The sequence below is a fragment of the Phaeovulum veldkampii DSM 11550 genome, assembly GCF_003034995.1.
Lineage (GTDB): Bacteria > Pseudomonadota > Alphaproteobacteria > Rhodobacterales > Rhodobacteraceae > Phaeovulum > Phaeovulum veldkampii.
In genome coordinates this window covers 1-26,042 of record NZ_PZKF01000026.1, presented here as the reverse complement: position 1 = coordinate 26,042, position 26,042 = coordinate 1, and the positions used below count along the sequence as shown (strand labels likewise).

23 protein-coding genes are annotated in these 26,042 nt (G+C 65.1%); 18 read left to right on the top strand and 5 right to left on the bottom strand.

What is annotated here, in order from left to right; genetic code table 11:
- Window positions 1-141 precede the first annotated feature (141 nt).
- Together C5F46_RS11385 and C5F46_RS11380 are read left to right on the top strand one after the other, a co-directional pair.
- Entirely contained in the window at window positions 142-735 is a 594-nt protein-coding gene (locus C5F46_RS11385; RefSeq protein ID WP_107325471.1) for an SH3 domain-containing protein, read from the top strand.
- Window positions 736-792: 57 nt separating this feature from the next.
- Window positions 793-1,677 (top strand): cation diffusion facilitator family transporter, encoded by an 885-nt coding sequence (locus tag C5F46_RS11380; RefSeq protein ID WP_107325470.1) that lies wholly within the window; start codon window positions 793-795, stop codon window positions 1,675-1,677.
- A 56-nt stretch (window positions 1,678-1,733) separates the two neighbouring features.
- Here the strand turns inward: C5F46_RS11380 and C5F46_RS11375 are convergent, their stop codons facing one another.
- From C5F46_RS11375 to C5F46_RS11365, 3 genes are all read right to left on the bottom strand, one after another.
- Window positions 1,734-3,752: a M3 family metallopeptidase gene (locus C5F46_RS11375; RefSeq protein ID WP_107325469.1), complete on the bottom strand. Its 2,019-nt coding sequence runs from the start codon at window positions 3,750-3,752 to the stop codon at window positions 1,734-1,736.
- 104 nt (window positions 3,753-3,856) lie between these two features.
- On the bottom strand, window positions 3,857-5,656 hold the full coding sequence (gene lepA / locus C5F46_RS11370; protein WP_168796885.1) for a translation elongation factor 4: 1,800 nt from the start codon (window positions 5,654-5,656) through the stop codon (window positions 3,857-3,859).
- 31 nt (window positions 5,657-5,687) lie between these two features.
- Entirely contained in the window at window positions 5,688-6,617 is a 930-nt protein-coding gene (locus C5F46_RS11365) for a LysR family transcriptional regulator (protein WP_107325485.1), read from the bottom strand.
- Window positions 6,618-6,740: 123 nt separating this feature from the next.
- Between C5F46_RS11365 and C5F46_RS11360 the strand changes: the two genes are divergently transcribed.
- The 5 genes from C5F46_RS11360 to C5F46_RS16645 all read left to right on the top strand — a co-directional run bounded on the left by C5F46_RS11360 (window position 6,741) and on the right by C5F46_RS16645 (window position 12,655).
- Window positions 6,741-8,162, top strand: a complete 1,422-nt coding sequence (locus C5F46_RS11360; RefSeq protein WP_107325467.1) for a form I ribulose bisphosphate carboxylase large subunit — start codon at window positions 6,741-6,743, stop codon at window positions 8,160-8,162.
- A 30-nt stretch (window positions 8,163-8,192) separates the two neighbouring features.
- Complete coding sequence (locus C5F46_RS11355; protein WP_107325466.1) at window positions 8,193-8,546, top strand: ribulose bisphosphate carboxylase small subunit; 354 nt, start codon at window positions 8,193-8,195, stop codon at window positions 8,544-8,546.
- A 50-nt stretch (window positions 8,547-8,596) separates the two neighbouring features.
- Window positions 8,597-9,400 carry a CbbQ/NirQ/NorQ/GpvN family protein gene (locus C5F46_RS11350; RefSeq protein WP_107325465.1) on the top strand — a complete coding sequence of 268 codons (804 nt, stop codon included), beginning with the start codon at window positions 8,597-8,599 and terminating at the stop codon, window positions 9,398-9,400.
- Between the two features lie 11 nt (window positions 9,401-9,411).
- Entirely contained in the window at window positions 9,412-11,706 is a 2,295-nt protein-coding gene (locus C5F46_RS11345) for a nitric oxide reductase activation protein NorD (protein ID WP_107325464.1), read from the top strand.
- A 568-nt stretch (window positions 11,707-12,274) separates the two neighbouring features.
- Complete coding sequence (locus tag C5F46_RS16645) at window positions 12,275-12,655, top strand: hypothetical protein (protein WP_181317747.1); 381 nt, start codon at window positions 12,275-12,277, stop codon at window positions 12,653-12,655.
- 96 nt (window positions 12,656-12,751) lie between these two features.
- On the opposite strand, the gene C5F46_RS11335 is transcribed toward C5F46_RS16645, so the two are convergent.
- Window positions 12,752-13,390 (bottom strand): transglutaminase-like cysteine peptidase, encoded by a 639-nt coding sequence (locus C5F46_RS11335; protein ID WP_168796883.1) that lies wholly within the window; start codon window positions 13,388-13,390, stop codon window positions 12,752-12,754.
- Between the two features lie 381 nt (window positions 13,391-13,771).
- On the opposite strand from C5F46_RS11335, the gene C5F46_RS11330 reads away from it, so the two are divergent.
- Both C5F46_RS11330 and C5F46_RS11325 read left to right on the top strand, forming a co-directional pair.
- Complete coding sequence (locus C5F46_RS11330) at window positions 13,772-15,307, top strand: bifunctional aminoglycoside phosphotransferase/ATP-binding protein (RefSeq protein ID WP_107325462.1); 1,536 nt, start codon at window positions 13,772-13,774, stop codon at window positions 15,305-15,307.
- Between the two features lie 150 nt (window positions 15,308-15,457).
- Entirely contained in the window at window positions 15,458-16,783 is a 1,326-nt protein-coding gene (locus C5F46_RS11325) for an ABC1 kinase family protein (protein ID WP_235820157.1), read from the top strand.
- Between the two features lie 41 nt (window positions 16,784-16,824).
- Here C5F46_RS11325 and C5F46_RS11320 read toward each other — a convergent pair whose 3' ends face one another.
- Entirely contained in the window at window positions 16,825-17,235 is a 411-nt protein-coding gene (locus C5F46_RS11320; protein ID WP_107325461.1) for a carboxymuconolactone decarboxylase family protein, read from the bottom strand.
- Window positions 17,236-17,584: 349 nt separating this feature from the next.
- On the opposite strand from C5F46_RS11320, the gene nifH reads away from it, so the two are divergent.
- From nifH to C5F46_RS11275, 9 genes are all read left to right on the top strand, one after another.
- Window positions 17,585-18,460, top strand: a complete 876-nt coding sequence (gene nifH, locus C5F46_RS11315; protein WP_107325460.1) for a nitrogenase iron protein — start codon at window positions 17,585-17,587, stop codon at window positions 18,458-18,460.
- Between the two features lie 57 nt (window positions 18,461-18,517).
- On the top strand, window positions 18,518-19,996 hold the full coding sequence (nifD, locus tag C5F46_RS11310; RefSeq protein WP_107325459.1) for a nitrogenase molybdenum-iron protein alpha chain: 1,479 nt from the start codon (window positions 18,518-18,520) through the stop codon (window positions 19,994-19,996).
- 110 nt (window positions 19,997-20,106) lie between these two features.
- A complete protein-coding gene (gene nifK / locus C5F46_RS11305; RefSeq protein WP_107325483.1) occupies window positions 20,107-21,645 on the top strand; it encodes a nitrogenase molybdenum-iron protein subunit beta in 1,539 nt (512 codons plus the stop codon).
- A 53-nt stretch (window positions 21,646-21,698) separates the two neighbouring features.
- Window positions 21,699-23,087, top strand: a complete 1,389-nt coding sequence (gene nifE, locus C5F46_RS11300) for a nitrogenase iron-molybdenum cofactor biosynthesis protein NifE (protein WP_107325458.1) — start codon at window positions 21,699-21,701, stop codon at window positions 23,085-23,087.
- Window positions 23,088-24,470 (top strand): nitrogenase iron-molybdenum cofactor biosynthesis protein NifN, encoded by a 1,383-nt coding sequence (gene nifN / locus C5F46_RS11295; RefSeq protein WP_107325457.1) that lies wholly within the window; start codon window positions 23,088-23,090, stop codon window positions 24,468-24,470.
- A 13-nt stretch (window positions 24,471-24,483) separates the two neighbouring features.
- The gene (gene nifX / locus C5F46_RS11290) at window positions 24,484-24,921 is read left to right on the top strand and encodes a nitrogen fixation protein NifX (protein ID WP_168796884.1); all 438 of its coding nucleotides are present in this window, start codon (window positions 24,484-24,486) and stop codon (window positions 24,919-24,921) included.
- Window positions 24,918-25,400, top strand: coding sequence for a NifX-associated nitrogen fixation protein (locus C5F46_RS11285; RefSeq protein WP_107325455.1), 483 nt, complete (start codon window positions 24,918-24,920; stop codon window positions 25,398-25,400). The genes nifX and C5F46_RS11285 overlap by 4 nt, the downstream gene beginning before the upstream one ends.
- 17 nt (window positions 25,401-25,417) lie before the next feature.
- Window positions 25,418-25,720, top strand: coding sequence for a ferredoxin III, nif-specific (fdxB, locus tag C5F46_RS11280; RefSeq protein ID WP_107325482.1), 303 nt, complete (start codon window positions 25,418-25,420; stop codon window positions 25,718-25,720).
- Window positions 25,701-26,042 (top strand): nitrogen fixation protein NifQ (locus C5F46_RS11275; RefSeq protein WP_181317746.1); only part of this gene is annotated, 342 nt, incomplete at its 3' end. The genes fdxB and C5F46_RS11275, both read left to right, overlap by 20 nt.

Below are 26,042 nucleotides of genomic sequence, written 5' to 3'. Positions count from 1 at the left end.
CGGGGGTCTCCTCTCTTCCCTGGTCCGGCTTCTGCTGGCAAAGTGACGCGCAAAGAGCGGGCGCACAAGGCCCGGAACGCGTGGAATGCGCGCCGGAGCCGAGAAAGACCCGCGCAGATCGGGCAAGGGACAGGATAGGCAATGAGATCTTGGTGGATGGGGGCGGCGCTTGCGCTGGTTCTGGCGCAGGCCGGGCCGCTACGGGCACAGGATGGCAGCGCGCAGCCTGCCGATGCCCCAAACCCGGAGGCGATGGCAGAAGCCATGGCCGAAGCGGTGGATGGGGCGGTCGCAGAGGCGGCGGCGGGGCGCGGCAGCGTCACCAACCTGCCGCTGCCGCGCTATGTCTCGCTGAAAGGGTCAGAGGGCAACGCACGGCGCGGCCCCTCGCTGTCGCACCGGATCGACTGGGTGTTCCGCCACAACGGGATGCCGTTGCGCGTGACGGCCGAATTCGGCCACTGGCGCCGCGTCGAGGACCGCGACGGAGCGGGCGGATGGGTGCATTATTCGCTGCTGTCGGGGGTGCGCACGGTGATCGTGCAGGACGATATGGCGCAGATGCGGCTCAGCCCCGACGACGGCGCCCCGGTGATGGCGATGGCCGAGGCCGGGGTGATCGGGCGGCTGGAGGAATGCCTGCCAGACTGGTGCCGGGTGCGCGCGGGCGACGAGCGCGGCTGGCTGCGCAAATCCGCCCTCTGGGGGGTGGAACCCGACGAACTGCGTGACTAACCCCGCCCGCGGCGCTAGGAGATCGGCTCTGCATCAGGCAGGAACGGGGGCGATTCCATGGGCCGGAAAGCTGCGCAGCACAGTCTCAACCTGTCAGCGGGGCTGGCTTCGACGGCTGTGGCCATGGTTCTCGTGGCGCTAAAGCTCTGGGCAGTGGGGCAAACCGGTTCCCTGTCGATCGCGGCCTCGGCCACCGACAGTGCGATGGATCTGCTGATATCGCTGGGCGGGCTGTTTGCCATCCTCTACGCCGCCCGGCCGGCCGACGAAGACCACCATTTCGGCCACACCTCGGTCGAGGATCTGACCGCGCTGGGGCAATCGCTGTTCATTCTGGCCGCGGCGGGGGCAATCGGCTGGATGGCCGGGCTGCGGCTGATGTCGAACGCGCCCGCGCCGCTTGCGGCCGAAACCACCGGGATCGTGGTGATGGTCGTGTCGGCGGTGCTGACCGGGGCTCTGGTGCTGTGGCAACGCTGGGTGACGGCGCGCACCGGCAACCGAGTCGTGGCCGCCGACTCGCTGCATTATATGGGTGATCTGTTGCCGACGCTGGGCGCGATCATGGCGCTGGCGGTCTCGGCACGGTTCGGGGTGAACAAGATCGACAGCATCGTGGCGCTGATCGCCGCCTCGATCATGGTGTTCGGCGCGCTCAAGATCGGCCGCGCGGCTTGGGATGCGCTGATGGACCGCGCCGCCGATCAGGCCACGGTCGACGGCATCGCCGCCATCACCCGCGGCTTTCCCGGCGTGCGCGGCTATCACGACCTGAAAACCCGCACCGCAGGCAGCCGCATCTTCGTGCACCTCCATGTCGAACTGGATGGCGCCCAATCGCTCAGCGCCGCTCATGCGATCAGCGCCGGGCTGAAACGCGCAATCCTTGAGGCCTATCCTGACGCCGACATCATCATCCATCAGGATGTCGCGCGCGACTGACCCATTCATCTTGGCCCAAATATCCCCGCCGGAGGCTTCCGCACCCGGCCAAAGGATCAGGCGGCATCCAAGAGCCCACGGCCCTTCAGCAGCGGCTCCACCCCCGGCATCCGGCCCCGGAAGGCGGCATACAACTCTTCCGCAGGGCGCGAGCCGCCTGCCGACAGGATGAACCGTTCCAGCCGCGCCGCAGTGGCCGGGTCGAACGGGTCGCCCGCCTCTTCAAAGGCGGCGAAGGCGTCGGCATCCATCACCTCAGACCACATGTAGCTGTAATAGCCCGCCGAATAGCCATCGCCCGAAAACACATGCGCGAAATGCGGGGTCGCGTGACGCATCGGAATTGCGCGCGGCATCCCCAGCCCCGCCAGCACTTCGGCCTGCATCGCCATCGGGTCGGCGGGCGCGGCGCCCTGATGAAATGCCAGATCAACCAGCGCCGAGCCCAGATATTCCACCGTGGCAAAGCCCTGATCCCAGGTGCCCGCGGCCAGCAACCGGGCGCGCAGATCCTCGGGCATCGGCGCGCCGGTCTGATGATGGCGGGCGTGGCGGGCCAGCACCTCGGGCACCTCGAGCCAGTGTTCGAACAACTGGCTGGGCAGTTCCACGAAATCGCGCGCCACGCTGGTGCCGGAAATGAACGGATGCGTCACATCCGACAGCATCTGGTGCAGCGCATGGCCGAATTCATGAAACAGCGTGCGCGCATCATCCCATGACAACAGCGCCGGGTCGCCCTTGGCAAAATTGCACACGTTGAGCACGATCGGCCGCACCTCGCCGCCCAGCTTGCGCTGCGACCGCATCGCCGAACACCACGCACCCGAGCGTTTTGAAGCCCGCGCGTAGTAGTCACCCAGAAACACCGCCAGATGACGCCCCTCCCGCGTCACCTCCCAGCCCTGCACGTCGGGGTGGTAGAACGGCCCATCCAGGGGGCGAAAGCTCAGCCCGAACAGGCGGCTGGCCACGTCAAACATCGCCCCCAGCATGGCGGGCAGCGACAGATAGGGTTTCAGCGCGGCCTCGTCGAAATCATGCAGTGCCTTGCGGCGGCGTTCCGAATAATAGCGCCAGTCCCACGGTTCCAGCGCGCCATTGTGGCCGTCGGCATGCAGCAGTTCGGCAAGCTGCCCGGCGTCGGCCTCGGCCCGCGCCTTGGCGGGCACCCAGACCCGCATCAGCAGATCGCGCACCCGGTCGGGGCTGCGAGCCATTTCGGGTTCCAGCTTGTAGGCTGCAAAACTCGGATAGCCCAGCAGCTTTGCCCGTTCCTCGCGCAGGGCCAGAATTTCGGCGGCCAGCGCCCGGTTGTCGGTTTCGCCTCCGTTTGCCCCGCGCGCGACCCAGGCCGCAAAGGCCCGCGCGCGCAGATCGCGGCGGGGCGAGAATTGCAGGAACGGCACGATCAACGAGCGGTTCAGCGTCAGCACCGGCCCGGCCTGCCCGCGCTCGGCCCCGGCGGCCTGGGCTGCGGCCTGCACAAATTCGGGCAAGCCCTCCAGATCCTCGGGCGCGAGCGGCACGAACCAGTCGCGTTCGTCGGCCAGCAGGTTCTGGCTGAATGCTGTCGACAGCACCGCCAGCCGTTCCTTGACCGCCGCCATTCGCGCCCGGCCCGGCGCATCCAGCCCCGCCCCGGCGCGCAGAAACATCTGACGATACAGGTCCAGAACCCGCGCCTGTTCAAGGCTCAGCCCCAGCGTTTCGCGCGCGGCCCACAACGCCTCGATCCGCGCGAACAGCGCGGGATTGGTGGTCACCTCGGATGAAAACGCCGACATTTTCGGGGCCAGATCGCGCTGCAACGCCTCACGCGCGGGGGTGCTGTCGGCACCGGCGAGATTGTAAAACACACCAGCCACACGGTCCAGTGTGCCCTCGGCCAATTCCAGCGCGGCGATGGTATTGGCAAAATCGGGCGGTTCAGGGTTGCCGGCAATCGCCGCCACAGCCGCCCGCGCCTCGGCCAGAGCGACGTCGAAGGCGGGGGCAAAATGGTCGTCGGCAATGGCCGCAAAGGGTGGCAGCGCGAACGGGCCGGACCAGTCGGACAAAAGCGGGTTGGGCATGAGGCTCTCCTTTGCGGGAAAGCTAGTTCGCGACGGGGCAAAGGAAAAGGGCGATCCGGCGCGGGACGGCATGGGTTGCGTGCAGAGCGCGCACCCACACCCCCTCATTCATCCATCTTCAACGCCGAGATGAACGCCTGCTGCGGGATTTCCACCTTGCCGAACTGGCGCATCTTCTTCTTGCCGGCCTTCTGCTTCTCCAGCAGCTTCTTCTTGCGGGTCACGTCGCCGCCATAGCATTTTGCAGTCACGTCCTTGCGCATCGCGCTCAGCGTTTCGCGGGCGATCACGCGAGCGCCGATGGCAGCCTGAATAGGGATCTTGAACATGTGGCGCGGGATCAGCTCTTTCAACTTTTCCACCATCGCGCGGCCGCGGGCCTCGGCCCGGTCGCGATGCACCATGGTTGACAGGGCATCGACCGGCTCGTCGTTCACAAGGATGGACATTTTTACAAGGAAATCCTCGCGGTAGCCCATCATCTGATAGTCAAAGCTGGCATAGCCCTTGGTCACCGATTTCAGCCGGTCGTAAAAGTCGAACACAACCTCGGCCAGCGGCAGGTCATAGACCACCATGGCACGGCTGCCGGCGTAGGTCAGGTCCATCTGGATGCCGCGGCGGTCCTGGCACAGCTTCAGCACGTCGCCCAGATACTCGTCGGGCACCATGATCGTGGCCTTGATGCGCGGCTCTTCGATATGGTCCACATAGGTCAGGTCAGGCATGTCGGCGGGGTTGTGCAGGTCGCGCACCTCGCCATCGCGCATGTGGAGCTTGAACACGACCGAAGGCGCGGTGGTGATCAGGTCAAGGTCATATTCGCGTTCCAGACGGTCGCGGATGACCTCAAGGTGCAGCAGACCCAGGAACCCGCAGCGAAAGCCAAAGCCCAGCGCCGCCGAGGTTTCCATTTCCGAACTGAACGAGGCGTCGTTCAGCGCCAGTTTTTCGATCGCGTCGCGCAGGTTTTCAAAATCGTTCGCATCGACCGGAAAGAGGCCGCAGAACACCACCGGCTGCGCCGGTTTGAAGCCCGGCAGCGCCTCGGCGCAGCCTTTTTTCTCATGCGTGATGGTATCGCCCACGCGCGTATCGCGGACCTGCTTGATCGAGGCGGTGAACACGCCAATCTCGCCCGGCCCCAGTTCGGGGATATCGACCATCTGGGGTTTCAGCACCGCCAGTTTGTCGATGCCATAGACCGCGCCGGTCTGCATCATCTTGATGCGGTCGCCCTTGCGGATCACGCCATCCATCACCCGGATCATCACCACGACGCCCAGATAGCTGTCATACCAGCTATCGACCAGCATCGCCTTCAGCGGCGCGTCGCGGGTGCCCGTGGGTGCGGGCAGGCGGGTGACGATCGCCTCCAGCACGTCGGGAATGCCCAGGCCCGACTTGGCCGAAATCGGGATCGCCTGACTGGCGTCGATGCCGATCACATCCTCGATCTGTTCCTTCACCCGGTCGGGTTCGGCGGCGGGCAGGTCGATCTTGTTCAGAACCGGCACGATTTCGTGGCCCGCGTCGATCGCCTGATAGACGTTGGCCAGCGTCTGCGCCTCGACGCCCTGAGACGCGTCCACGACCAGCAGCGAGCCTTCGACCGCGCGCATGCTGCGGCTGACCTCATAGGCAAAGTCCACATGGCCCGGCGTGTCGATCAGGTTCAGGATGTAGGTCTTGCCATCCCTGGCGGGATATTCGATCCGCACCGTGTTGGCCTTGATCGTGATGCCACGCTCACGCTCGATATCCATGCTGTCCAGAAGCTGCGCCTTCATGTCGCGCGCGGCAACAGTGCCGGTCAGCTGGATCAGCCGGTCAGCGAGGGTGGATTTGCCGTGGTCAATGTGGGCCACGATCGAAAAGTTGCGGATCAGGTCAAGCTGGGTCATGGCCGGCATATGAGCAGGAATCCTTGGCCGGTCAATGGGGCTTTAGGGGGTGCGGCCCGACCTGCCCCCCTGCCCCGCCCGCGTGGTCGCGCAGATGCATCAGAAAGGCCGCGGCGGCGACCGACAGGTGCTTGCCGCGCGGATAGGCGACATGCCACTGCCGCATCAGCGGAAAGCCCCGCACATCCAGTGGCACCAGCAGGCCGGTTTCCCCCTCCAGCCCCAGCGTGTCCTGCGACAGGATCGCAAGCCCCAGCCCGCCGATCACCGCCTGCTTGATCGCCTCGTTCGAGCCCAGGTCCATTCGCACCCGCGGGTGCAGACCGTGTTCGGCAAAGAACCGTTCGGCAGCGGCGCGGGTGCCCGAGCCGGTTTCGCGCAGCACGAAGGCCTCGGTCGCCAGGCGTCCGGGCGCGATGTCACGTTCGGCGGCCAGCGGGTGATCGGCGCGGGCCAGCACCACGATCGGATTGGCCGCAATCGGCGTGGCGATCACATCCAGCCCCTCGGGTGGCTGGCCAAGAATGCAAAGGTCATCATCATTGGCGGCCAGCCGGGCCAGCACGGTTTCACGGTTGGTCACGGTCAGCGCCACCTCGATGCCGGGATAACGGGTGCAGAATTCGCCCAGACGGCGCGGCAGGAAATATTGCACCGTCGAGACGATGGCGATGCGCAACCGCCCCTGTTTCAGCCCCCGCAGATCGGCCAGTTGCATCTCCAGCCGCTCGATGCCCTCCAGCGTTTCGCGCGCGGTTTCGGCCACGGCGCGGCCCGCCTCGGTCAGGTGCATCTGCTTGCCGATCCGTTCCAGAAGGGCCATGCCCAGTGTTTCTTCCAGTTGTTTCACCTGCGTGAAAACAGCCGGTTGCGTCAGATTCAACTCTTCGGCGGCGCGGGTATAGCTGGCGTGGCGCGCAACCGACTGAAACACACGAAACTGACGCAGACTGTAGCGCATCATTCACCCTGATAAAGTCTTGCAATAAAATCTATTCAGTTTTGTAAATTCACGCAAGCCGCCATAAAGCTCGCATCCCGAAGCCGATCTCGGGCCCCGCAGTCACATTGGGAGGAGCCGCTAATGGCCGCGAAGAAATACGACGCCGGTGTCAAGGAATACCGCTCGACCTATTGGGAACCCGAATATCAGGTCAAGGAAAGCGACATCCTGGCCGTGTTCAAGGTGATCCCGCAAGCCGGCATCTCGCGCGAGGAAGCCGCTGCAGCGGTCGCCGCCGAAAGCTCGACCGGCACCTGGACGACGGTCTGGACCGACCTGCTGACCGATCTCGATTACTACAAGGGCCGCGCCTATGCGATCGAGGACGTGCCGGGCAACGACGAGGCCTTCTATGCCTTCATCGCCTATCCGATGGATCTGTTCGAAGAAGGCTCGGTGGTCAACGTCTTCACCTCGATCGTGGGCAACGTGTTCGGCTTCAAGGCCGTCCGCTCGCTGCGGCTGGAGGATGTGCGCTTTCCGCTGTGGTTCGTGATGTCGTGCCCCGGCGCGCCCAACGGCATGATGGTGGAACGCGATATTCTGGATAAATACGGCCGCCCGATGCTGGGCTGCACGATCAAGCCGAAACTGGGCCTGTCGGCGAAAAACTATGGCCGGGCGGTGTATGAGGTGCTGCGCGGCGGGCTTGATTTCGCCAAGGACGACGAAAACGTCAACAGCCAGCCCTTCATGCGCTGGCGCGACCGTTTCCTGTTCTGCCAGGAGGCGATCGAAAAGGCCGAGGCAGAAACCGGCGAGCGCAAGGGTCATTACATGAACGTGACCGCCGCGACGATGGAAGAGATGTATGAACGCGCCGAGTTCGCCAAGGAAATCGGCACCCCGATCATCATGTCGGACTATCTGACGGTGGGCTGGGCAGCGCATACCTCGCTGTCGAAGTGGTGCCGCAAGAACGGGATGCTTTTGCACGTTCACCGCGCCATGCATGGCGTGATCGACCGCAACCCCAATCACGGCATCAACTTCCGCGTGCTGGCGAAACTGCTGCGTCTGATCGGTGGCGACCATCTGCATTCGGGCACCGTGGTGGGCAAGCTGGAGGGCGACCGCGAGGCTACGATCGGCTGGATCAACCTGATGCGCGACCGTTTCATCAAGGCCGACCGTTCCAAGGGCATCTTCTTTGATCAGGACTGGGGGCCGCAGCCGGGCGTCTTCCCGGTCGCCTCGGGCGGCATCCATGTGTGGCATATGCCGGCGCTGGTCTCGATCTTTGGCAACGACTCGGTTCTGCAATTCGGGGGCGGTACGCTGGGCCACCCCTGGGGCAACGCGGCCGGGGCAGCGGCCAACCGCGTGGCGCTGGAGGCCTGCGTGCAGGCCCGCAACGAGGGCCGCGAGATCGAGAAAGAGGGCAAGGACATCCTGACCAAGGCCGCCGCCCACAGCCCCGAACTGAAGATCGCCATGGAGACATGGAAAGAGATCAAGTTCGAATTCGACACCGTGGACAAGCTCGACGTTCAGCACCGCTGAACCGCGACCCAACCCCGAGAGGAGACCGATATGAGCGTTCAAGACTACAAGTCGCGGCTGTCCGACCCCGCAAGCCGCAAGATGGGCACGTTTTCCTACCTGCCGCAGATGACGCCCGACCAGATCCGCAAGCAGATCGAGTGGATCGTCAAGAACGGCTGGAACCCGGCCATCGAACATACCGAGCCGAAATATGCCATGTCGAACTACTGGTATATGTGGAAGCTGCCGATGTTCGGCGAAACCGACGTGGATGTGATCCTGGCCGAACTGGAGGCCTGCCACGCCGCAAACCCCGACAACCATGTGCGGCTGCTGGGCTATGACAACTTCCGTCAAAGCCAGGGCGCCAACATGGTTATCTACCGCGGCAAGCCCGTCTGATTCCCCGCCCGCCGCCCGCGCGGCGGCGGGCCTTCCCCTCGGAGGTCGCCATGAACGAGATCACCGCCCAACACCGCATCGCCCACGAACCCTATTACCGCCCCGTGGCCGACGAGGTGGCGCTGTTCGAGGCAGCCTATGGCGCCCAGATGCCGGTCATGCTGAAAGGCCCCACCGGCTGCGGCAAGACGCGCTTTGTAGAGCATATGGCCTGGCGCTTGGGCAAGCCGCTGGTCACGGTGGCCTGCAACGAGGACATGACCGCCTCGGACCTTGTGGGCCGGTTCCTGCTGGATGCCTCGGGCACCCGCTGGCAGGATGGGCCGCTGACATTCGCCGCCCGACACGGCGCGATCTGCTATCTGGACGAGGTGGTCGAGGCGCGGCAGGACACGACCGTTGTGATCCACCCGCTGACCGACAACCGCCGCGTTCTGCCCCTGGAAAAGAAGGGCGAGTTGCTGCGCGCTCACCCTGACTTTCACCTCGTGATCAGCTACAACCCCGGCTACCAGAGTCTGATGAAGGATCTGAAACAATCGACCAAGCAACGCTTTGGCGCGCTGGATTTCAGCTATCCAGACCACGCGGTCGAGGTCGAGATCGTCGCGCACGAGGCCGGGGTGGATGCCAGGACAGCCGACAAGCTGGTGTCGATCGCGGAACGCGCGCGCAACCTGAAAGGTCATGGGCTGGACGAAGGCATTTCGACCCGGATGCTGGTTCATGCGGGCAGCCTGATCGCGCAGGGTGTCGCGCCGGTGCCCGCCTGCCAGATGGCGCTGGTGCGCCCGATTACCGACGACCCCGACATGCGCGACGCGCTGGACGCCGCCGTCACCACCTTTTTCTGACGGGGGCGGCCATGACCCTGACATTGGCCGACCATTCCGACCTGACCGACGAGCTGACCGAAGCGCAGCGCGAGGTTCTGGCGGCCTGCTGGCCCGATGCGGTGCGCGCGCTTTCGCCCCGCGGGCTGGACAACTGGCTGCGCGGTGCGCTGGCGCTGCACCGGATGGGCCGCGGCGGCGCGATTGTCACCGTCTGGCTGGAAACCGCCCCCGGTCTGGCCCGCGATCTGGGCGAAGACATCATCCCCGATCTGGCGCAAGATTGTCTGGCCTTCGCCTCGCGCACCTCGGGCGCGGTGATCGAGCGCATCCTGACCACCGCGCCCGTCGCCGCGCGGCGGCTGGCCGACCCCGACCTGTTCCGCGCCTATCTGCAATTTCTCAACGTGCTGCTGGCGCAGGCACCGCGCGGCCTGCGCCCGATGCTCGACCATCTGGACGACCTTCTGGGCGTGCTGACGCTGGGCGGCCTGCGCCGCTGGGCGCTGTGGGGGGCACAGGCGCACCGCACCGATTACGCCGAACAGGCGCGCTATTTCGCGCTGGAAAGCGCGGAATCGAAGGCGATCCTGCAAAAGGAGCGCAAGGGCACGCTGTTTGTCGATATCCACCGCCGGATCGGCATGTATCTGCGCGCGCTTTGGGGGCGCGATTTTCTGCTGCGCCCCACCGCGGGCGATTTCGAGGCGCGCGAGGGCCTGCGCCCCTTTATCGCCGATTATTTCATCCACCTGCCCGACGCCTGGGATGACTGGGCCGGAGTGCCGGGGCTGGACCTTTACCGCGCCGCCGCGGCGCACGCGGCCGCGCATGTGATGGCCACCACCGCCCGGATCGACGCCGAACGGCTGAACCCGCTGCAACAGGCCTGTATCGGCCTGATCGAGGATGCTCGCGCCGAGGCGCTGGCGATCGCGCGCTTTCCCCGGCTGCGCGACCTGTGGGCGCGGTTCCACGCGCCGAACCCCGCCCCCGGCATGGGCGCGCAATTTGACCGCATCGCCCGCGCGCTGCTGATCCCAGACGCGCCCGAAACCGACCCCGTGGCGCTGTGGGCGCGCACAGCCTTTGCGGCTGCCGATCTGACCGGCGAGGCTGTCTCGGTGACGCTGGGGCTTGATCTGGCCGAACGGCTGCGCGGGCAGCCCTATTCGCCTTGGCGCGATGGCCTGTCGGCCCCCTACCGCGACGACAACCGCTATTTGTGGGATTACGACGAAATCGACTGGACCGCCGCGGCGGGCACCGCACCGGAGCAGGTGCGCAAATACGTCTCGGTGTCCGAGATGGTGAACGAGGTCGAGGTGGAGACCGCCGGCGACGACGCGCAGGAAGTCTGGGTCTGCGAGAGCGAGTTTTTCGACGACGACGGCATCAGCTTCAACGACAGGGAGGGCAAGGAACCCACCGCCCCGCCGCGCAGCTACCCGGAGTTTGACTATCAGATCCAGTTGCACCGCCCCGACTGGGCCACCGTGCTGGAAAAACGCCCCCGCCCCGGCGACCCGGCGGTGGTGGAGGATATTCTAGCCGGGAACCGCAAGATCATTCAGCGGATGCGGCATCTGCTGGACGCGATGCAGCCGCAGGGTGTGCAGCGCATCCGCAAGCTGGAAGACGGCGACGAACTGGACCTGAACGCCGCGCTGTCGGCGCTGGTTGACATCCGCATGGGCCGCCAGCCCGACCCGCGGGTGATGATGCGGCAGGTGCGGCGCACCCGCGACATTGCGGTGATGGTGCTGCTCGATCTGTCGGAATCCACCAACGACCGGGTGGCGGGACAGGATCAGACCGTGCTTGACCTGACCCGCTCTGCCACCGTTCTGCTGGCCGAGGCCATCGCGCGGGTGGGCGATGCCTTTGCGCTGCACGGGTTCTTTTCAGACGGGCGGCACAACGTGTTTTATCAGCGATTCAAGGATTTCGACCAGCCCTGGGGCGACCTGCCCAAGGCCCGGCTGGCGGGGATGGAGGGGCGGTTTTCCACCCGCATGGGCGCCGCGATCCGGCATGCGGGGCACCATCTGGCGCAGGTGAAAGCCGCCAAGAAACTGATGCTGGTGCTGACCGACGGGGCGCCTGCCGATATCGACGTGCGCGACCCGGCCTATCTGCGCCAGGATGCCCGCGCCGCGGTGGAAGAAGTCGCGCGGCAGGGGGTGGTGCCATTCTGCCTGACGCTCGACCCGCGCGCCGATACTTATGTGTCGCGCATCTTCGGGCAGCGGAACTTTTTGATCCTCGACCATGTGGAGCGCCTGCCCGAACGCCTGCCCCAGCTTTACGCCGGGCTGACGCGCTAGGGTGCGACCGGGCGGGGCGGGCGACCTGGTGCGTCGCTGTGCCTCGGGGCCTCTCGGCCATGGGCCAGACCTGAGTCGCGCAGACATTGTCTGGCGATGAGAGCCAAATCCGGCAGATCGTCAGAATTGTTGGAGAAATGCCAAAAATGTGGAGGCGATTTTCGTCAATTATGGCAATAAAGTGGAATTTCTTTGGCTCGTTTCCGGCATCATGTTAATCTTTCTTAACAATGACAGTTACCCGTGTGTTCAAGTGAAATGGTGACCGACATGGACAACATCCGATCCCTGAAAACAGTTACGGCTCTTGCCGGGTTTCTTGCCCTTGCCCTTCAGCCGGGGGGCGCGGATGCCAAGCAGGTGCAGACCACGGGCGGCACACCGATCACGCTGCCCGACGACCTGTGCAAGTACACCCGCTACTCGGATCAGGCCGTTACAGCCCTGCGAAATCGGCGTGATTTCAACGAGTTGCTGGCATATACGGTGGAGTTTTGCCCGCAGGTTGCGCTGATGCTGACCGACATGCCGACCGCGGCCATCGCAACGCCCGCCACAGCCCCCGACAATGACGGCGGGTCTGGCACAGGTGGGGGCAGCACGGGCGGTGGCAGCACGGGCGGTGGCGACACGGGCGGTGGGGCATCAGGCTCCGGCGGCGACACCAGCGGCGACGGTGGGGCCGGGGGCGGCTCTGGCGGTGGTGCGGTCAGGCTCCGGCGGCGACACCGGCGGCGGCGGTGGGGCCGGGGGCGGCTCTGGCGGTGGTGCGTCAGGCTCCGGTGGCGACACCAGCGGCGGCGGTGGGGCCGGGGGCGGCTCTGGCGGTGGTGCGTCAGGCTCCGGTGGCGACACCAGCGGCGGCGGTGGGGCCGGGGGCGGCTCTGGCGGTGGTGCGGGGGGCAGCGGCGGCGCAGGCGGTGGCTCTGGTGGCGGCACGAGCGGCTGAGCGGCGTAAAGCCGACTGCAAACCACGCGATTCATGGCCCATATCGGCCCGGCCACGCAGAGCGAGCGAGCCGATATGCCTAGGCTGTCTTGCCTGTCATCCGTTCAGTATGCCGCCCGCAAAAACCGCGATCCAGGTGCTGGGCGCCTTGGGGTTTTGCATCCGCACAAAGGTATAACCGGTTTCATGCCACAGCTTGATCCGGCTCGTCATGTTGTCCAGCACATAAAACCCATGGTCGGTCCGCAGCACCAGAACCGCATGAGACTGGCTCTGACGGTCCAGCACCGAGGCCAGCAAAAGCCGCTCGGGCGCGATACCCGCAGCGATCAGGTCGCGCTTTTTCAACAGCGCGATATCCTCGCAATCGCCGCCCCGTGCCGACGGCAGCGTCCAGCGCTCGGCGGCCCGGTATTGGGCCTGATCGGCCACCTGCCGAACCCGGCGGTTGACCTGACTGTTGATCCGGCTGACCGTGTCAAGATGCGGCTGGGTCAGGCGCGCGGCCGTGCCCGAATGCGCGCAAGCCCAGCCATAGGACCGGCACAGCCCCCGCGCCCCAGCGGGCGCCGGAACGGCCCGTGCGTTGACGGTCAGCCCCAGCGGCGCAACGCTGGAACCACCGGCCAGCACTGGCGCACCGACGCCAAGGCCTGCCACGACGGACAGCGAAAGAAAGCACACCGCCGCAAAACGGAGTCTGAAAGACGTGGCCCAAAGGGCTGTGCCTGCCATCTGCGCGCCTCCTCTAGGCTTCGGGTTGGCCCCGATTGTCGTGGTTGTCCCGCTTGTTTCGGATGCAACGCCGCCCCGTGTCAACAGATGCGAAGCCCGATGCGCCGCTTCGGAAAAATCTCGCCGAAACGACGTGCCGATCTGCGGAATTTCCGCCGATGCTGCCCGTTTCACCTGACCCCGTCCGGGGTGAACGCCCGTTTCGCCCTGCCGCATGGCACCGCCCTTGCAAGATGCTGCCGAGCCCGAGGGCTGTCATGCAATCCAAGCAATAATTGGGTCAGATTAAGGCAGCACACGCGCCCTCAAACCCCGATCAGGGGGATGATGCAGACCCGTGGCGCGGTTTCATGCCAGTCTCGTGCCATCGTGGAGATGCCCATGTCCACCGACGATCAGACCGCGACCATCGCCTTTCTGGCCCGCCCCGGCAGCCATGCGGCCGATGCACCGGTAGAGGTGATCGAAACTCATATCTCCGTGGTGTTTCTGGCGGGTGCGCGTGCCTACAAGCTGAAGCGAGCGGTCCGCCTGCCCTACGCCGATTTCTCCAGCCCCGAAATCCGGCTGGCAACCTGCGAAAAAGAGGTCGCACTGAATGCGCCCACGGCGCCCGATCTGTATGTTGGCGTGCGGCGGATCACGCGCGGGGCGGACGGGGGCCTGCAATTCGACGGCCCCGGCCCGCTGGTCGATGCCGTGGTCGAGATGGTGCGCTTTGATCAGGATCAGCTGTTCGACCGGCTGGCCGAAACCGGGGGGCTGACGCCCCGGCTGATGACCGATCTTACCGGGGTAATCGTGGCCCTGCACTGCCGCGCCCCGGTGATCCATGCCGGCGGCGGCGCGGCCAATCTTGCGGCGGTGCTGGCGATCAACGCCGCAGGCTTTGCCACCAGCCGGGTCTTTGGGCAGGCCGAGGTTTCGGCACTGGATGCCCGGTTCCGGCAGGCGCTGAACCGCCACGCAGCGCAGCTTGACCAGCGCGAGGCCGCCGGCCGGGTCCGGCGCTGTCATGGTGATCTGTATTTGCGCAACATCTGCCTGTTCCGCGGTCAGCCCCGGCTGTTCGACTGCATCGACTTCAACGACCAGATCGCCACGGTGGATGTGCTATATGACCTGGCCTTTCTGCTGATGGACCTGTGGCACCGCGGTCAGCCCGCACTGGCCAGTCTGGTGGCCAACCGCTATTGCGACAGCACCGGCGAGGATGCGGGCTTTGCGCTTTTGCCGTTTCTGATGGCGGTGCGGGCGGCGGTCCGGGCGCATGTGACGGCGACCTTTGCCGAAGGCGCGGGCGGGGCGGTGGCCGCCACACTGGCGCGCAGCTATTTCGATTTGGCGCAGGCGCTGCTGGGCCGCGGGGCGGCACCGGTGGTGGCGATCGGCGGGCTGTCGGGCAGCGGCAAATCCACCGTGGCCGCGGCGCTGGCCCCCCGGCTGGGCCTGCCACCCGGCGCACGCATTCTGGAAAGCGACCGCACGCGCAAGGCCATGTGCGGCGTGGACAGCGACACCCGGCTGCCGCCCGCGGCCTACAGTCCCGAGATGTCAGAGGTGGTCTATGCCCGGCTGGGCGCCCGCGTCGCGGCGGTGCAGGGCGCCGGGGCGCCGGTCATCGTCGATGCGGTGTTCGACCGGCCCGACCGTCGCGCCGCCATCGCGGCCGCCGTGCCGGAGGCTGCGCGCTTTGCAGGTTTCTGGCTGGAGGCCCCGCCCGACATCTTGCGCGCCCGCGTGCGCGCGCGCACCGGTGGCCCGTCGGATGCAACCATCGATGTGCTGGAGGCGCAGCTGGCCCGCGATCACGGCAAAACAGACTGGCACCGGATCGACGCGGGCGGCCCGCCGGAGACGGCAGTGGCGGCGATCCTTGCGACCCTGGACCGGGATCAGCCGCAACAGGGCGCCTGACCCGGCGCGGGCGGCCCGGCAACCAAAATGTCGCGACCCTCGCGGCATTGCCGGATACATTCGCCTCCCTATATATGACTTTATATATGACTTTCAGAGTCAGAATTACCCGCCCACCGTTTGCCATCCCCTTCCAGAAAGTATCCTGCCGTGCCGCATCGCAAGAAATTCCAATCCAAGGGTCTGGCCGTTCCCAGCGGTCGTCTGGCGCGGCTTGCGCGGTTCGGCGGCATGGCCGGCGGTATTGCCGGGGGGATGCTGGTCGATGGAGCCAAGCAGTTTGCCCAAGGCAAGCGCCCCACCGTCAGCGACCTGCTGCTGACCCCGGCCAATGCGATGAAGGTCACGCATCAGCTTGCGCAGTTGCGCGGGGCCGCGATGAAGGTGGGGCAGTTGATGTCGATGGATGCGGGCGACATGCTGCCGCCCGAACTGGCCGAAATTCTGGGCGCCCTGCGCGCCGATGCGCATCACATGCCCCAGAACCAGTTGCAGGCCGCACTGAACCTGCGCTGGGGCAAGAACTGGCAGGATCGGTTTTCCGAATTCTCGTTTACGCCGATTGCCGCCGCCTCGATCGGGCAGGTGCACCGGGCGCAGACCAAAGACGGGCGCGATCTGGCGATCAAGATCCAGTATCCCGGCGTTGCCGCCAGCATCGACAGCGATGTGAACAACGTGGCCTCGCTGATGCGGATGTCGGGTGTTCTGCCCAAGACGCTGGACATCATGCCGATGCTGGCCGAGGCAAAGCGGCAGTTGCACGAAGAGGCCGATTACAAGCGCGAGGGGCAATATCTGGCGCGCTTTGCCGAATTGCTGGCAGACTCGCCCGATTTCATCGTGCCCGCGCTGCACGAAGATTTCTCGACCCCGACCATCCTGGCCATGACCTATGTCGAAGGGGTGCCGGTGGAATCTCTGGTTGACGCCCCCCAAGAGGAACGCGACCGCATCGTGGGCCTGTTGATCGGCCTGCTGTTCCGCGAGTTGTTCGAATTCCAACTGATGCAGACCGACCCGAATTTTGCCAATTACCGCTATGACCCGCAGACGCGGCGACTGATCCTGCTGGATTTCGGCGCCACCCGCGCCTTCCCCGCCGAGATGCCGCAGACCTACCGCAAGCTGATGCAGGCCGGGTTGGCTGGCGACCGCGAGGGGGTGCGCGCGGCACTGATGGAGATCGGCTTTTTCGATGACACCACCCTGCGCAAGCATCAGGAAACGATGCTCGACATGTTCGAGATGACGCTGGAGCCGCTGCGCCTGAAGGGCGCTTTCGATTTCGGCAACAACGACGTGGCGATCCGGCTGCGCGATGCCGGAATGGAAATTGGCACCTCGCGCGATTTCTGGCACATTCCGCCCATGGATACATTGTTCATGCAGCGCAAGTTCGGCGGCGTCTACATGCTGGCCAGCCGCCTCAAGGCGCGGGTCAATGTGCGCGCCCTGATGGAGCCGCATCTGTAAGCAGGCCGCGCCGGGGGGGGACGCCCCTCCCCGGCCGCTCATCAGCCCGCCACATCGAACACCGGATCAAGCGGCACCTGAAGCGCCGTCACCAGGTGGTTGGTCTGCGCCGCCAGCGCGATGATCGCCAACAACTCGCCATGCATCGCCTCGGTCATACCCCGCGCACGCGCCGCTGCGGTGTGCGATTGCACGCAATAGCTGCACGAATTGGCTGTGGACACAGCGATATAGATCATCTCGCGCGTCAGCGGATCAATCGCCCCCTCGGTCGCCATCACCGATTTCAGATGGTCCCATGTGCGCTTTAGCCCGGCCGGATCATTGGCCAGCGCGCGCCAGAAGTTGTTGATGAAATCGGTCTTCCGGATGGCGCGGATGTCGTCGAACACCGCCTGCACGACCGGGTTCTGCGCCGCCTCGGCGTCAGAGATCAGTTTCACGGTTGCCATAGTAATTTCCCTTTGCGATCTGGGCCGGTGCCCCGGCATAGCCGGTTCGGAGCTGATTTTCCACGTCCAGCCCGGCAGGCGCCCCCCGGCCGCGGCGATCGCAGGCGCGATATGACACCCCCGTCGGATTTGCGACAGCAACGGCAGACGGCGCGTCGATTGTCGAAGATTTGTCGGGTTCGCCACATCGCCCCGATCCGGGCACCCGCTCGGACGCAAATTCTCAATGCATTGTTTTAATGTTATTTTTTTCCGTCGATCTGGCTTGGCACGGTTCCTGCTTATGGTTGTCCGAGACTGGCTGACAGCCTTCCTCCTGACACCTGACAGAGCGCAAAGGACAGAACACATGACCAAACTCCGCCAAATCGCCTTCTACGGCAAGGGTGGGATCGGCAAATCCACCACCTCGCAGAACACGCTGGCCGCCCTTGTCGAGATGGGCCAGAAAATCCTGATCGTCGGCTGCGACCCCAAGGCCGACTCGACCCGCCTGATCCTGAACACCAAGTTGCAGGACACCGTTCTGCATCTGGCCGCCGAGGCTGGGTCGGTTGAAGACCTCGAACTCGCCGATGTGATGAAAGTTGGCTACAAGGGCATCAAGTGCACCGAGGCCGGCGGGCCAGAGCCGGGGGTTGGCTGCGCCGGTCGCGGCGTGATCACCGCGATCAACTTCCTCGAAGAAAACGGCGCCTATGACGACGTGGACTATGTGTCCTACGACGTGCTGGGCGACGTGGTCTGCGGCGGGTTCGCCATGCCGATCCGCGAAAACAAGGCGCAGGAAATCTACATCGTCATGTCGGGCGAGATGATGGCGCTTTATGCCGCCAACAACATCGCCAAGGGCATCCTGAAATATGCCAACTCGGGCGGCGTGCGTCTGGGCGGGCTGATCTGCAACGAACGTCAGACCGACCGCGAACTGGAGCTGGCCGAGGCGCTGGCCGAAAAGCTGGGCTGCAAGATGATCCACTTCGTGCCGCGCGACAATATCGTGCAGCACGCGGAACTGCGCCGCGAAACGGTGATCCAGTATGCGCCCGAAAGCAAGCAGGCCGAAGAATACCGCCAGCTTGCCCAGAAGATCCACAACAACTCGGGCAAGGGCGTGATCCCGACCCCGATCACGATGGAAGAGCTGGAACAGATGCTGATGGATTTCGGCATCATGCAGACCGAGGAAGACCGGCTCGCCGCTATCGCCGCCGCTGGCGCCTGAGCCTAACGGGGCTGGCCTCGTGCCAGCCCCCCATCCCCGCCCGAAGGAGCCCATCCGATGGCCAAAGACATTCCCGATCCGATCACGCCCGAAAAGCTGATCGAAGACGTCCTCTCCGCCTACCCGGCGAAATCCGCCAAGAAGCGCGCCAAGCATCTGGGCGTGGCCGAAGCCGCGCCCGAGGGCGAAACCGGAATCGTGTCGAAATGCGACACGGTGAAATCCAACATCAAGTCAGTTCCCGGCGTGATGACCATCCGCGGCTGCGCCTATGCGGGGTCGAAAGGTGTGGTCTGGGGGCCGATCAAGGACATGGTCCACATCAGCCACGGCCCCGTGGGCTGTGGTCATTATTCCTGGAGCCAGCGTCGCAACTACTACACCGGCACCACCGGGGTAGACAGTTTCGTGACCTTCCAGTTCACCACCGACTTTCAGGAAAAAGACATCGTCTTTGGTGGCGACAAGAAGCTGGAAAAGACGATTGACGAGATCAACGAACTGTTCCCGCTGGTCAAAGGCATCACGATCCAGTCGGAATGCCCGATCGGCCTGATCGGTGACGACATCGAGGCGGTGGCCAAGAAGAAGAAAGCCGACATCGGCAAGACCATCGTGCCGGTGCGCTGCGAGGGTTTCCGCGGCGTTTCGCAATCGCTGGGCCACCACATCGCCAACGACATGCTGCGCGACTGGGTGATCGACCCGGCGCAAGAGGCGGGCGTGGACTATGAAGGCGGCGCCTATGACGTGAACATCATCGGCGATTACAACATCGGCGGCGATGCCTGGTCGAGCCGCATCCTGCTGGAGGAAATCGGCCTCAACGTCATCGGCTGCTGGTCGGGCGATGCCACCCTGGCCGAGATCGAACGCGCGCCGAAAGCCAGGCTGAACCTGATCCACTGCTATCGGTCGATGACCTACATCTGCCGTCACATGGAAGAAAAATACGGCTTGGCCTGGATGGAATACAACTTCTTTGGCCCCAGCCAGATCGCCGCGTCGCTGCGTGCCATCGCCTCGAAGTTCGACCAGACCATTCAGGACAAGGCCGAGGCGGTGATTGCCAAGTATCAGCCGCTGGTCGATGCGGTGAAGGCCAAATACATGCCGCGGCTGGAAGGCAAGCGGGTCATGCTTTACGTCGGCGGCCTGCGTCCGCGCCACGTCGTGACCGCCTACCATGATCTGGGCATGGAGATCGTCGGCACCGGCTACGAATTTGCCCATGGCGACGACTACAAGCGCACCGGCGAATACGTCAAGGAAGGCACGCTGATCTATGATGACGTCTCGGGCTACGAGCTGGAGAAGTTCATCGAGACCCTGCGCCCCGACCTCGTCGGCTCGGGCATCAAGGAAAAATACGCGACCCAGAAGATGGGCATTCCGTTCCGCCAGATGCACAGCTGGGACTATTCCGGCCCCTATCACGGCTATGACGGCTTTGCGATCTTCGCCCGCGACATGGACCTTGCGATCAACAACCCGGTCTGGGGTCTGTTCGACGCACCCTGGAAAAAGTCGGCCTGATCCCCGGCTTCACTCTGGGGGCGGGTTTGCCCTTGGGCCTGCCCCCGCTTTTCAACCCAACCCTTGCGGTGCGTCCCGGAATGCGGACGACCAGCGAAAGGATGACGATCATGCCCCAATCCGCAGATAACGTGCTGGACCACGCCAAGCTGTTCCACGAGCCCGAATACAAGGCGATGCTGGACAACAAACGCGCCACCTTCGAATGCGGCCATCCCTCGAACATGGTCACCGAAATCGGCGACTGGACCAAATCCTGGGATTACCGCGAAAAGAACCTGGCGCGTGAGGCGCTGACGATCAACCCCGCCAAAGCCTGCCAACCGCTGGGCGCGGTGTTCGCCGCCGCCGGATACGAAGGCACGATGAGCTTTGTCCACGGCAGCCAGGGCTGCGTCGCCTACTACCGTTCTCACCTGGCGCGCCACTTCAAGGAGCCGTCCTCGGCGGTGTCGTCGTCGATGACCGAAGATGCGGCGGTGTTCGGCGGCCTGACCAACATGGTCGAGGGGCTGGCCAACACCTATGCACTCTACAATCCCAAGATGATCGCGGTTTCTACCACCTGCATGGCCGAAGTGATCGGGGACGACCTCAACTCGTTCATCATCAAGGCCAAGGAAAAGGAAAGCGTCCCCGAGGATTTCCCGGTCCCGTTCGCCCACACCCCCGCCTTTGTCGGCAGCCATGTGGATGGCTATGACAACATGCAAAAGGGCATTCTGACCCCGTTCTGGAAAGATGCCGAACGCGCGCCAGGCGACGGCATCAACATCATTCCCGGCTTTGACGGCTATGCTGTCGGCAACATCCGCGAACTGAAGCGGATGCTGGGGCTGATGGGTGTGCAGGCCACCGTCCTGTCGGATGTGTCGGATGTCTACGACACCCCCTCGGACGGTGAATTCCGCATGTATTCGGGCGGCACCACGCAAGATGAAATCAAGGACGCGCTGAACGCCAAAGCCACAATCTCGATGCAGGAATATTGCTCGCGCAAGACGCTGGCATTCTGCGAAGAAAAGGGCCAGGAAACCAGCGCCTTCCATTACCCGATGGGCGTGCAGGGCACTGACGAGCTACTGATGAAACTGTCGGAACTGACCGGCAAGGAAATCCCCGAGGCGCTGCGGCTGGAACGCGGCCGTCTGGTGGATGCGATGGCCGACAGCCAAGCCTATCTGCACGGCAAGACCTATGCGATCTATGGCGACCCCGATTTCGTCTATTCGATGGCGCGTTTCGTGATGGAAACCGGCGGCGAGCCGAAGCACTGCCTTGCCACCAACGGCGGCAAGGACTGGGCCGAAAAAATGCAGGCGCTGCTGGCCTCGTCACCCTTCGGGCAGGGCTGCCAGGTCTGGGCCGGCAAGGATCTGTGGCATCTGCGCTCGATCCTGGCCACCGAGCCGGCCGACATGCTGATCGGCAACAGCTATGGCAAATATCTGGAACGCGATCTGGGCCTGCCGCTGATCCGCCTGACCTTCCCGATCTTTGACCGCCACCACCACCACCGCTTCCCGACCTGGGGCTATCAGGGGGCGCTGAACGTGCTGGTCAAGCTGCTCGACACGGTCTTTGACAAGCTCGACAGCGACAGCGGCACTCTGGGCGAGACGGATATTTCCTTCGATCTCACCCGCTGACGCATGCGGGCCCCGGCACCCGCCGGGGCCTGTTTATCTGACAGGGGGCTGCGATGGCGGAAGCCTTGAAACATCAGATCGAAGCGGCGTTCGACGAACCCGCCTGCGCCACCAACCGTGCCAAGGACGCGGCCAGCCGCCGCAAGGGGTGCTCCAAGGCGCTCACGCCCGGCGCGGCTGCGGGCGGCTGTGCCTTTGACGGCGCCAAGATCGCCTTGCAGCCCATTGTGGATGCGGCCCATCTGGTTCATGCGCCGCTGGGCTGCGAGGGCAACGCCTGGGACAACCGCGGCTCGGCCTCGTCGGGGCCGGAACTGTATCGCACCGGCTTTACCACCGACCTGACCGAGATGGACATCGTCATGGGCCAGGGCGAGAAAAAGCTGTTCCGCGCGATCCGCGAGGTGATCGAACAGCAGGCGCCCGCCGCCGTTTTCGTCTATGCCACCTGCGTCACCGCCCTGATCGGCGACGATATCGAGGCGGTCTGCAAGGCCGCCGCCGAGCGGTTCGAGACCCCCGTCATTCCGGTCAATGTGCCGGGCTATGTGGGCTCAAAGAATCTGGGCAACCGGATGGCGGGCGAGGTGCTGTTCAAACATGTCATCGGCACGCTCGAACCCCAGGCCCCAGGCCTGTGCGACATCAACCTGATCGGCGATTTCAACCTGTCGGGCGAACTGTGGCAGGTCAAGCCGCTGCTGGACCGGCTGGGCATCCGGGTGCTGGGCTCGATCTCGGGCGATGCGCGCTATCGGCAAGTGGCGATGGCGCACCGGGCGCGGGTGTCGATGCTGTTCTGCGCGCATGGCTACGTCAATCTGGCGCGAAAGTTGCAGGAAACCTACGGCATTCCCTATTTCGAAGGGTCGTTCTACGGCATTTCCGACACGTCGGACGCGCTGCGCACCATCTGCCGGATGCTGGCAGACCGCGGTGCCCCCGCCGACCTGATCCCGCGCTGCGAGGCGCTGATCGCCGAGGAAGAGGCCCGCACCTGGGCCACGCTGGAGCCTTATCGTCCCCGCATCGCCGGGCGGCGGGTGCTGCTTTACACCGGCGGGCACAAGACATGGTCGGTGGTGTCGGCGCTTCAGGAACTGGGCATGGAGGTGGTCGGCACCTCGATGCGCAAGGCCACGCCCGATGATCGCGGCCGTGTCGTGCAGATCATGGGCACCGAGGCCCATATGTTCGACAACATGGCCCCGCGCGAAATGTTCAAGCTGCTGCGCGAGGCGCGGGCCGATGTCCTGATGTCGGGCGCACGCAGCCAGTTCGTGGCGCTCAAGGCACGCGTGCCCTGGATCGACGTCAATCAGGAAAAGCACGAACCCTACGCCGGTTACATGGGCATGGTGCAACTGGTCAAAACGCTGGACCGGTCGATCAACAACCCCGTCTGGGCCGATCTGCGCGCCCCCGCCCCGTGGGAGGTGTGAATGGCCCGTCTGGTTCACCCGCGCCGCGCGCTGTCCACCAACCCGCTGAAAACCTCGGCGCCGCTAGGCGCGGCCATGGCCTATCTAGGCATTGCGGGCGCGGTGCCGCTGTTTCACGGCGCCCAGGGCTGCACCGCCTTTGCGATGGTACATCTGGTGCGCCATTTCCATGAGGCGATCCCGCTGCAAACCACTGCGATGAACGAAATCAGCGCCATTCTGGGCGGCGGGGAGCAGATCGAGGCAGCAATCGAAAACCTGCTGGCCCGCGCCAAGCCCCAGTTCATCGGCATCGCCTCGACCGCGCTGGCCGAGACTCGGGGCGAGGATATCGCAGGCGAGTTGCGCGCGATCATGGAACGGCGGCCCGATTTTGCGGGGCTTGCCGTGGTTCATGCCGCGACCCCCGATTTCAAGGGCGGGCTGGAGGATGGCTGGGCTCGCGCGGTCGAGGCGATCATCACCGCGCTGGTGCCTGCCCAGGGCGGCGCCACGGTGGCGGGTCAGGTCAACTTTCTGCCCGGCAGCCACCTGACGCCCGCCGAGGTCGAGGAGATTGCGGGCATGATCCGCGCCTTTGGCCTGACGCCGATCATTCTGCCCGACATCTCCACCTCGCTTGACGGGCATCTGGCTGCCGACTGGTCGGGCACCTCGACCGGGGGCACCCCTCTGGCAGCGATCAGGGCCATGGCCAACAGCGTGGCGACGCTGGCGGTGGGCGAGGCGATGCGCCCCGCCGCCAACCTGCTGGCAGCGCGCGGCGTGCCCGCGCGGGTGTTCGGCGGGCTGACCGGGCTGCGCGCCACCGATGCCTTTGTCACCGCCCTGATGGAGCTTTCGGGCCACGAACCGCCCGCGATCATCAAGCGCGACCGCGCCCGACTGACCGACGCCTGCCTTGACGCGCATTTCCAGATCGGCGGACTACGCGTGGCACTGGCCGCCGAACCCGATCTGGCCTTTGGGCTGGGTTCGGGCCTGACCGCGATGGGGGCCGAAATCGTGGCCGCCGTCACCACCGCTGGGCAAAACCCCAATGCCGAACGTATCCCGGCAGACGAGGTGATCATCGGAGATCTGGGCGATCTGGAACGCGCGGCGGCTGCCGCGGGGGCACAACTGATGCTGACACATGCCCATGGCCGGATGGGCGCCGAGCGGCTGCACCTGCCGCTGGTGCGCGCGGGCTTTCCGATCATGGACCGGCTGGGCGCACAGGATCAGTGCCGCGTCGGCTATCGCGGCACCCGCGCCTTCTACTTTGAAATCGCCAATGCCGTTCTGGCCCAATCGCACCGCCCCCGGCCCGAAGATTTCGGCGCCGCCCGAATTGATCAGGAGTTCGAGCATGCCCCCGATACGCCGCCTGCGCCTCATTGAACCGGAGCAAAAGATGACCAACGCGCTGAAAATCGCCATTGCGACCAATGACATGGAAACCCTGAACGCGCATTTCGGCTCGGCCCGGAATTTTGCCATCTACGAGGTCAACGCCACCGAGGCCCGCTTTGTCGAGGCGCTGACCTTTGCCGAGCCGACCGCGCAAACCGCCCGGCACGATGACGAAACCGACCGCATCGCCCCCAAGGTCGCAGCGATTGAGGGCTGCGCGCTGCTGTTCGTTCTGGCCATCGGCGGGCCATCGGCAGCGCGGGTGGTGCGCGCGGGCGTGCACCCGATCAAGCGCAAAGACCCCGAGCCCATCGCCGCCGTCCTTGGACAGGTGCGCGAGATGCTGCAAGGCACCCCGCCGCCCTTCCTGCGCAAGGCTCTTGGCCGCGGCAGCAGCGATTTTATGGATGACGACCACAGCGAGGAGATGAGCCAATGACCGCCCCCGAAGCCGAAGCCCCCCCCGCCACGCGCGGCGGCGACTGGCCCGACAGCGCCTTTTTGCGCCAGTTGGCTGCGGTGATCCGCGCCGAAGATTCCTATGGCTCGTGGGAAGGGAAAAGCGACGCCGAGTTGCTGGCCGATTTCATCCTGACCGCCGAGGAACGCCGGGCGATGCCGATCATCTCGGACCCCGACCCCGATGTGATGTGGCGGCTGGAAAAATTCTACGACGCAATCGGGCTGATGCTGGAACGTGAAACCGGCTGCATGGCCGGGCAGATGAGCAAATTCAACCACGAAGGCTGGGGCCGCGTGGTGCTGATCGCGGGGCGGCTGGTGGTGCTGTCGAAACACCTGCGCGACGTGCACCGCTTTGGTTTTGAAACCTTCCAGAAACTGGCCGAGGCGGGCGAGACGCTTGCCGCCGATGCCGCCGCCACTGTCGCCCGCTTTCCCGAAGCCGCGCAAGCCTGACCCCGAAAGGACAGATGATGCCGATCACAGCCTTCACCCGCGGCGGCACCGAATACACGCCCCTTTACCTGTCGGCGATCGACAGCACCACCTGCATCGGCTGCGGCCGCTGCTTCAAGGTCTGCAGCCGGTCGGTGATGACGCTGAAAGGCGTGACCGAAGACGGCGATCTGGTCGATCTGGACCCCGATGACGATGATGACGACGAAATCCTGCGCAAGGTCATGGTGATGGTCGATGCAGGCGACTGTATCGGCTGTGGCGCCTGCAACCGGGTCTGCCCGAAAGATTGCCAGACCCATGAACCCGCCCCCGCCTGACCCAGCCCCCCCTGATCTGGCCGCAGATATGGCGGCGATCCTGGCCCACGCGTTGGCCGATCGCGCGGCGGGCCAGGGCGCCCTGCCCGATCTGCTGGGGCTTGAGGGCGCCGATCTGGCGCGGCTCGCTGCGCGGTTCTGGCGCGGCCCGCCGCTGCCAGATCTTGACCGCCCGCTGGCCCCGCCGCCGCCCGATCAGGCGGCAATTGCGCTGATGATCCAGTGGCGCGGCGGCTCTGTCAGCGCCGAAAGCGGCTGGCTGGCCCAGATCCTTGCCCGCCGCGCGATGGAGGGCGGCCATCTGTGGGAAGACCTTGGCCTG

Coding starts and splice junctions, on each gene's coding strand:
- C5F46_RS11385 (WP_107325471.1), top strand. CDS start 142: ATGAGATCTTGGTGGATGGGGGCGGCGCTTGCGCTGGTTCTGGCGCAG.
- C5F46_RS11380 (WP_107325470.1), top strand. CDS start 793: ATGGGCCGGAAAGCTGCGCAGCACAGTCTCAACCTGTCAGCGGGGCTG.
- C5F46_RS11375 (WP_107325469.1), bottom strand. CDS start 3,752: ATGCCCAACCCGCTTTTGTCCGACTGGTCCGGCCCGTTCGCGCTGCCA.
- lepA (WP_168796885.1), bottom strand. CDS start 5,656: ATGACCCAGCTTGACCTGATCCGCAACTTTTCGATCGTGGCCCACATT.
- C5F46_RS11365 (WP_107325485.1), bottom strand. CDS start 6,617: ATGCGCTACAGTCTGCGTCAGTTTCGTGTGTTTCAGTCGGTTGCGCGC.
- C5F46_RS11360 (WP_107325467.1), top strand. CDS start 6,741: ATGGCCGCGAAGAAATACGACGCCGGTGTCAAGGAATACCGCTCGACC.
- C5F46_RS11355 (WP_107325466.1), top strand. CDS start 8,193: ATGAGCGTTCAAGACTACAAGTCGCGGCTGTCCGACCCCGCAAGCCGC.
- C5F46_RS11350 (WP_107325465.1), top strand. CDS start 8,597: ATGAACGAGATCACCGCCCAACACCGCATCGCCCACGAACCCTATTAC.
- C5F46_RS11345 (WP_107325464.1), top strand. CDS start 9,412: ATGACCCTGACATTGGCCGACCATTCCGACCTGACCGACGAGCTGACC.
- C5F46_RS16645 (WP_181317747.1), top strand. CDS start 12,275: ATGACGGCGGGTCTGGCACAGGTGGGGGCAGCACGGGCGGTGGCAGCA.
- C5F46_RS11335 (WP_168796883.1), bottom strand. CDS start 13,390: ATGGCAGGCACAGCCCTTTGGGCCACGTCTTTCAGACTCCGTTTTGCG.
- C5F46_RS11330 (WP_107325462.1), top strand. CDS start 13,772: ATGTCCACCGACGATCAGACCGCGACCATCGCCTTTCTGGCCCGCCCC.
- C5F46_RS11320 (WP_107325461.1), bottom strand. CDS start 17,235: ATGGCAACCGTGAAACTGATCTCTGACGCCGAGGCGGCGCAGAACCCG.
- nifH (WP_107325460.1), top strand. CDS start 17,585: ATGACCAAACTCCGCCAAATCGCCTTCTACGGCAAGGGTGGGATCGGC.
- nifD (WP_107325459.1), top strand. CDS start 18,518: ATGGCCAAAGACATTCCCGATCCGATCACGCCCGAAAAGCTGATCGAA.
- nifK (WP_107325483.1), top strand. CDS start 20,107: ATGCCCCAATCCGCAGATAACGTGCTGGACCACGCCAAGCTGTTCCAC.
- nifE (WP_107325458.1), top strand. CDS start 21,699: ATGGCGGAAGCCTTGAAACATCAGATCGAAGCGGCGTTCGACGAACCC.
- nifN (WP_107325457.1), top strand. CDS start 23,088: ATGGCCCGTCTGGTTCACCCGCGCCGCGCGCTGTCCACCAACCCGCTG.
- nifX (WP_168796884.1), top strand. CDS start 24,484: ATGACCAACGCGCTGAAAATCGCCATTGCGACCAATGACATGGAAACC.
- C5F46_RS11285 (WP_107325455.1), top strand. CDS start 24,918: ATGACCGCCCCCGAAGCCGAAGCCCCCCCCGCCACGCGCGGCGGCGAC.
- fdxB (WP_107325482.1), top strand. CDS start 25,418: ATGCCGATCACAGCCTTCACCCGCGGCGGCACCGAATACACGCCCCTT.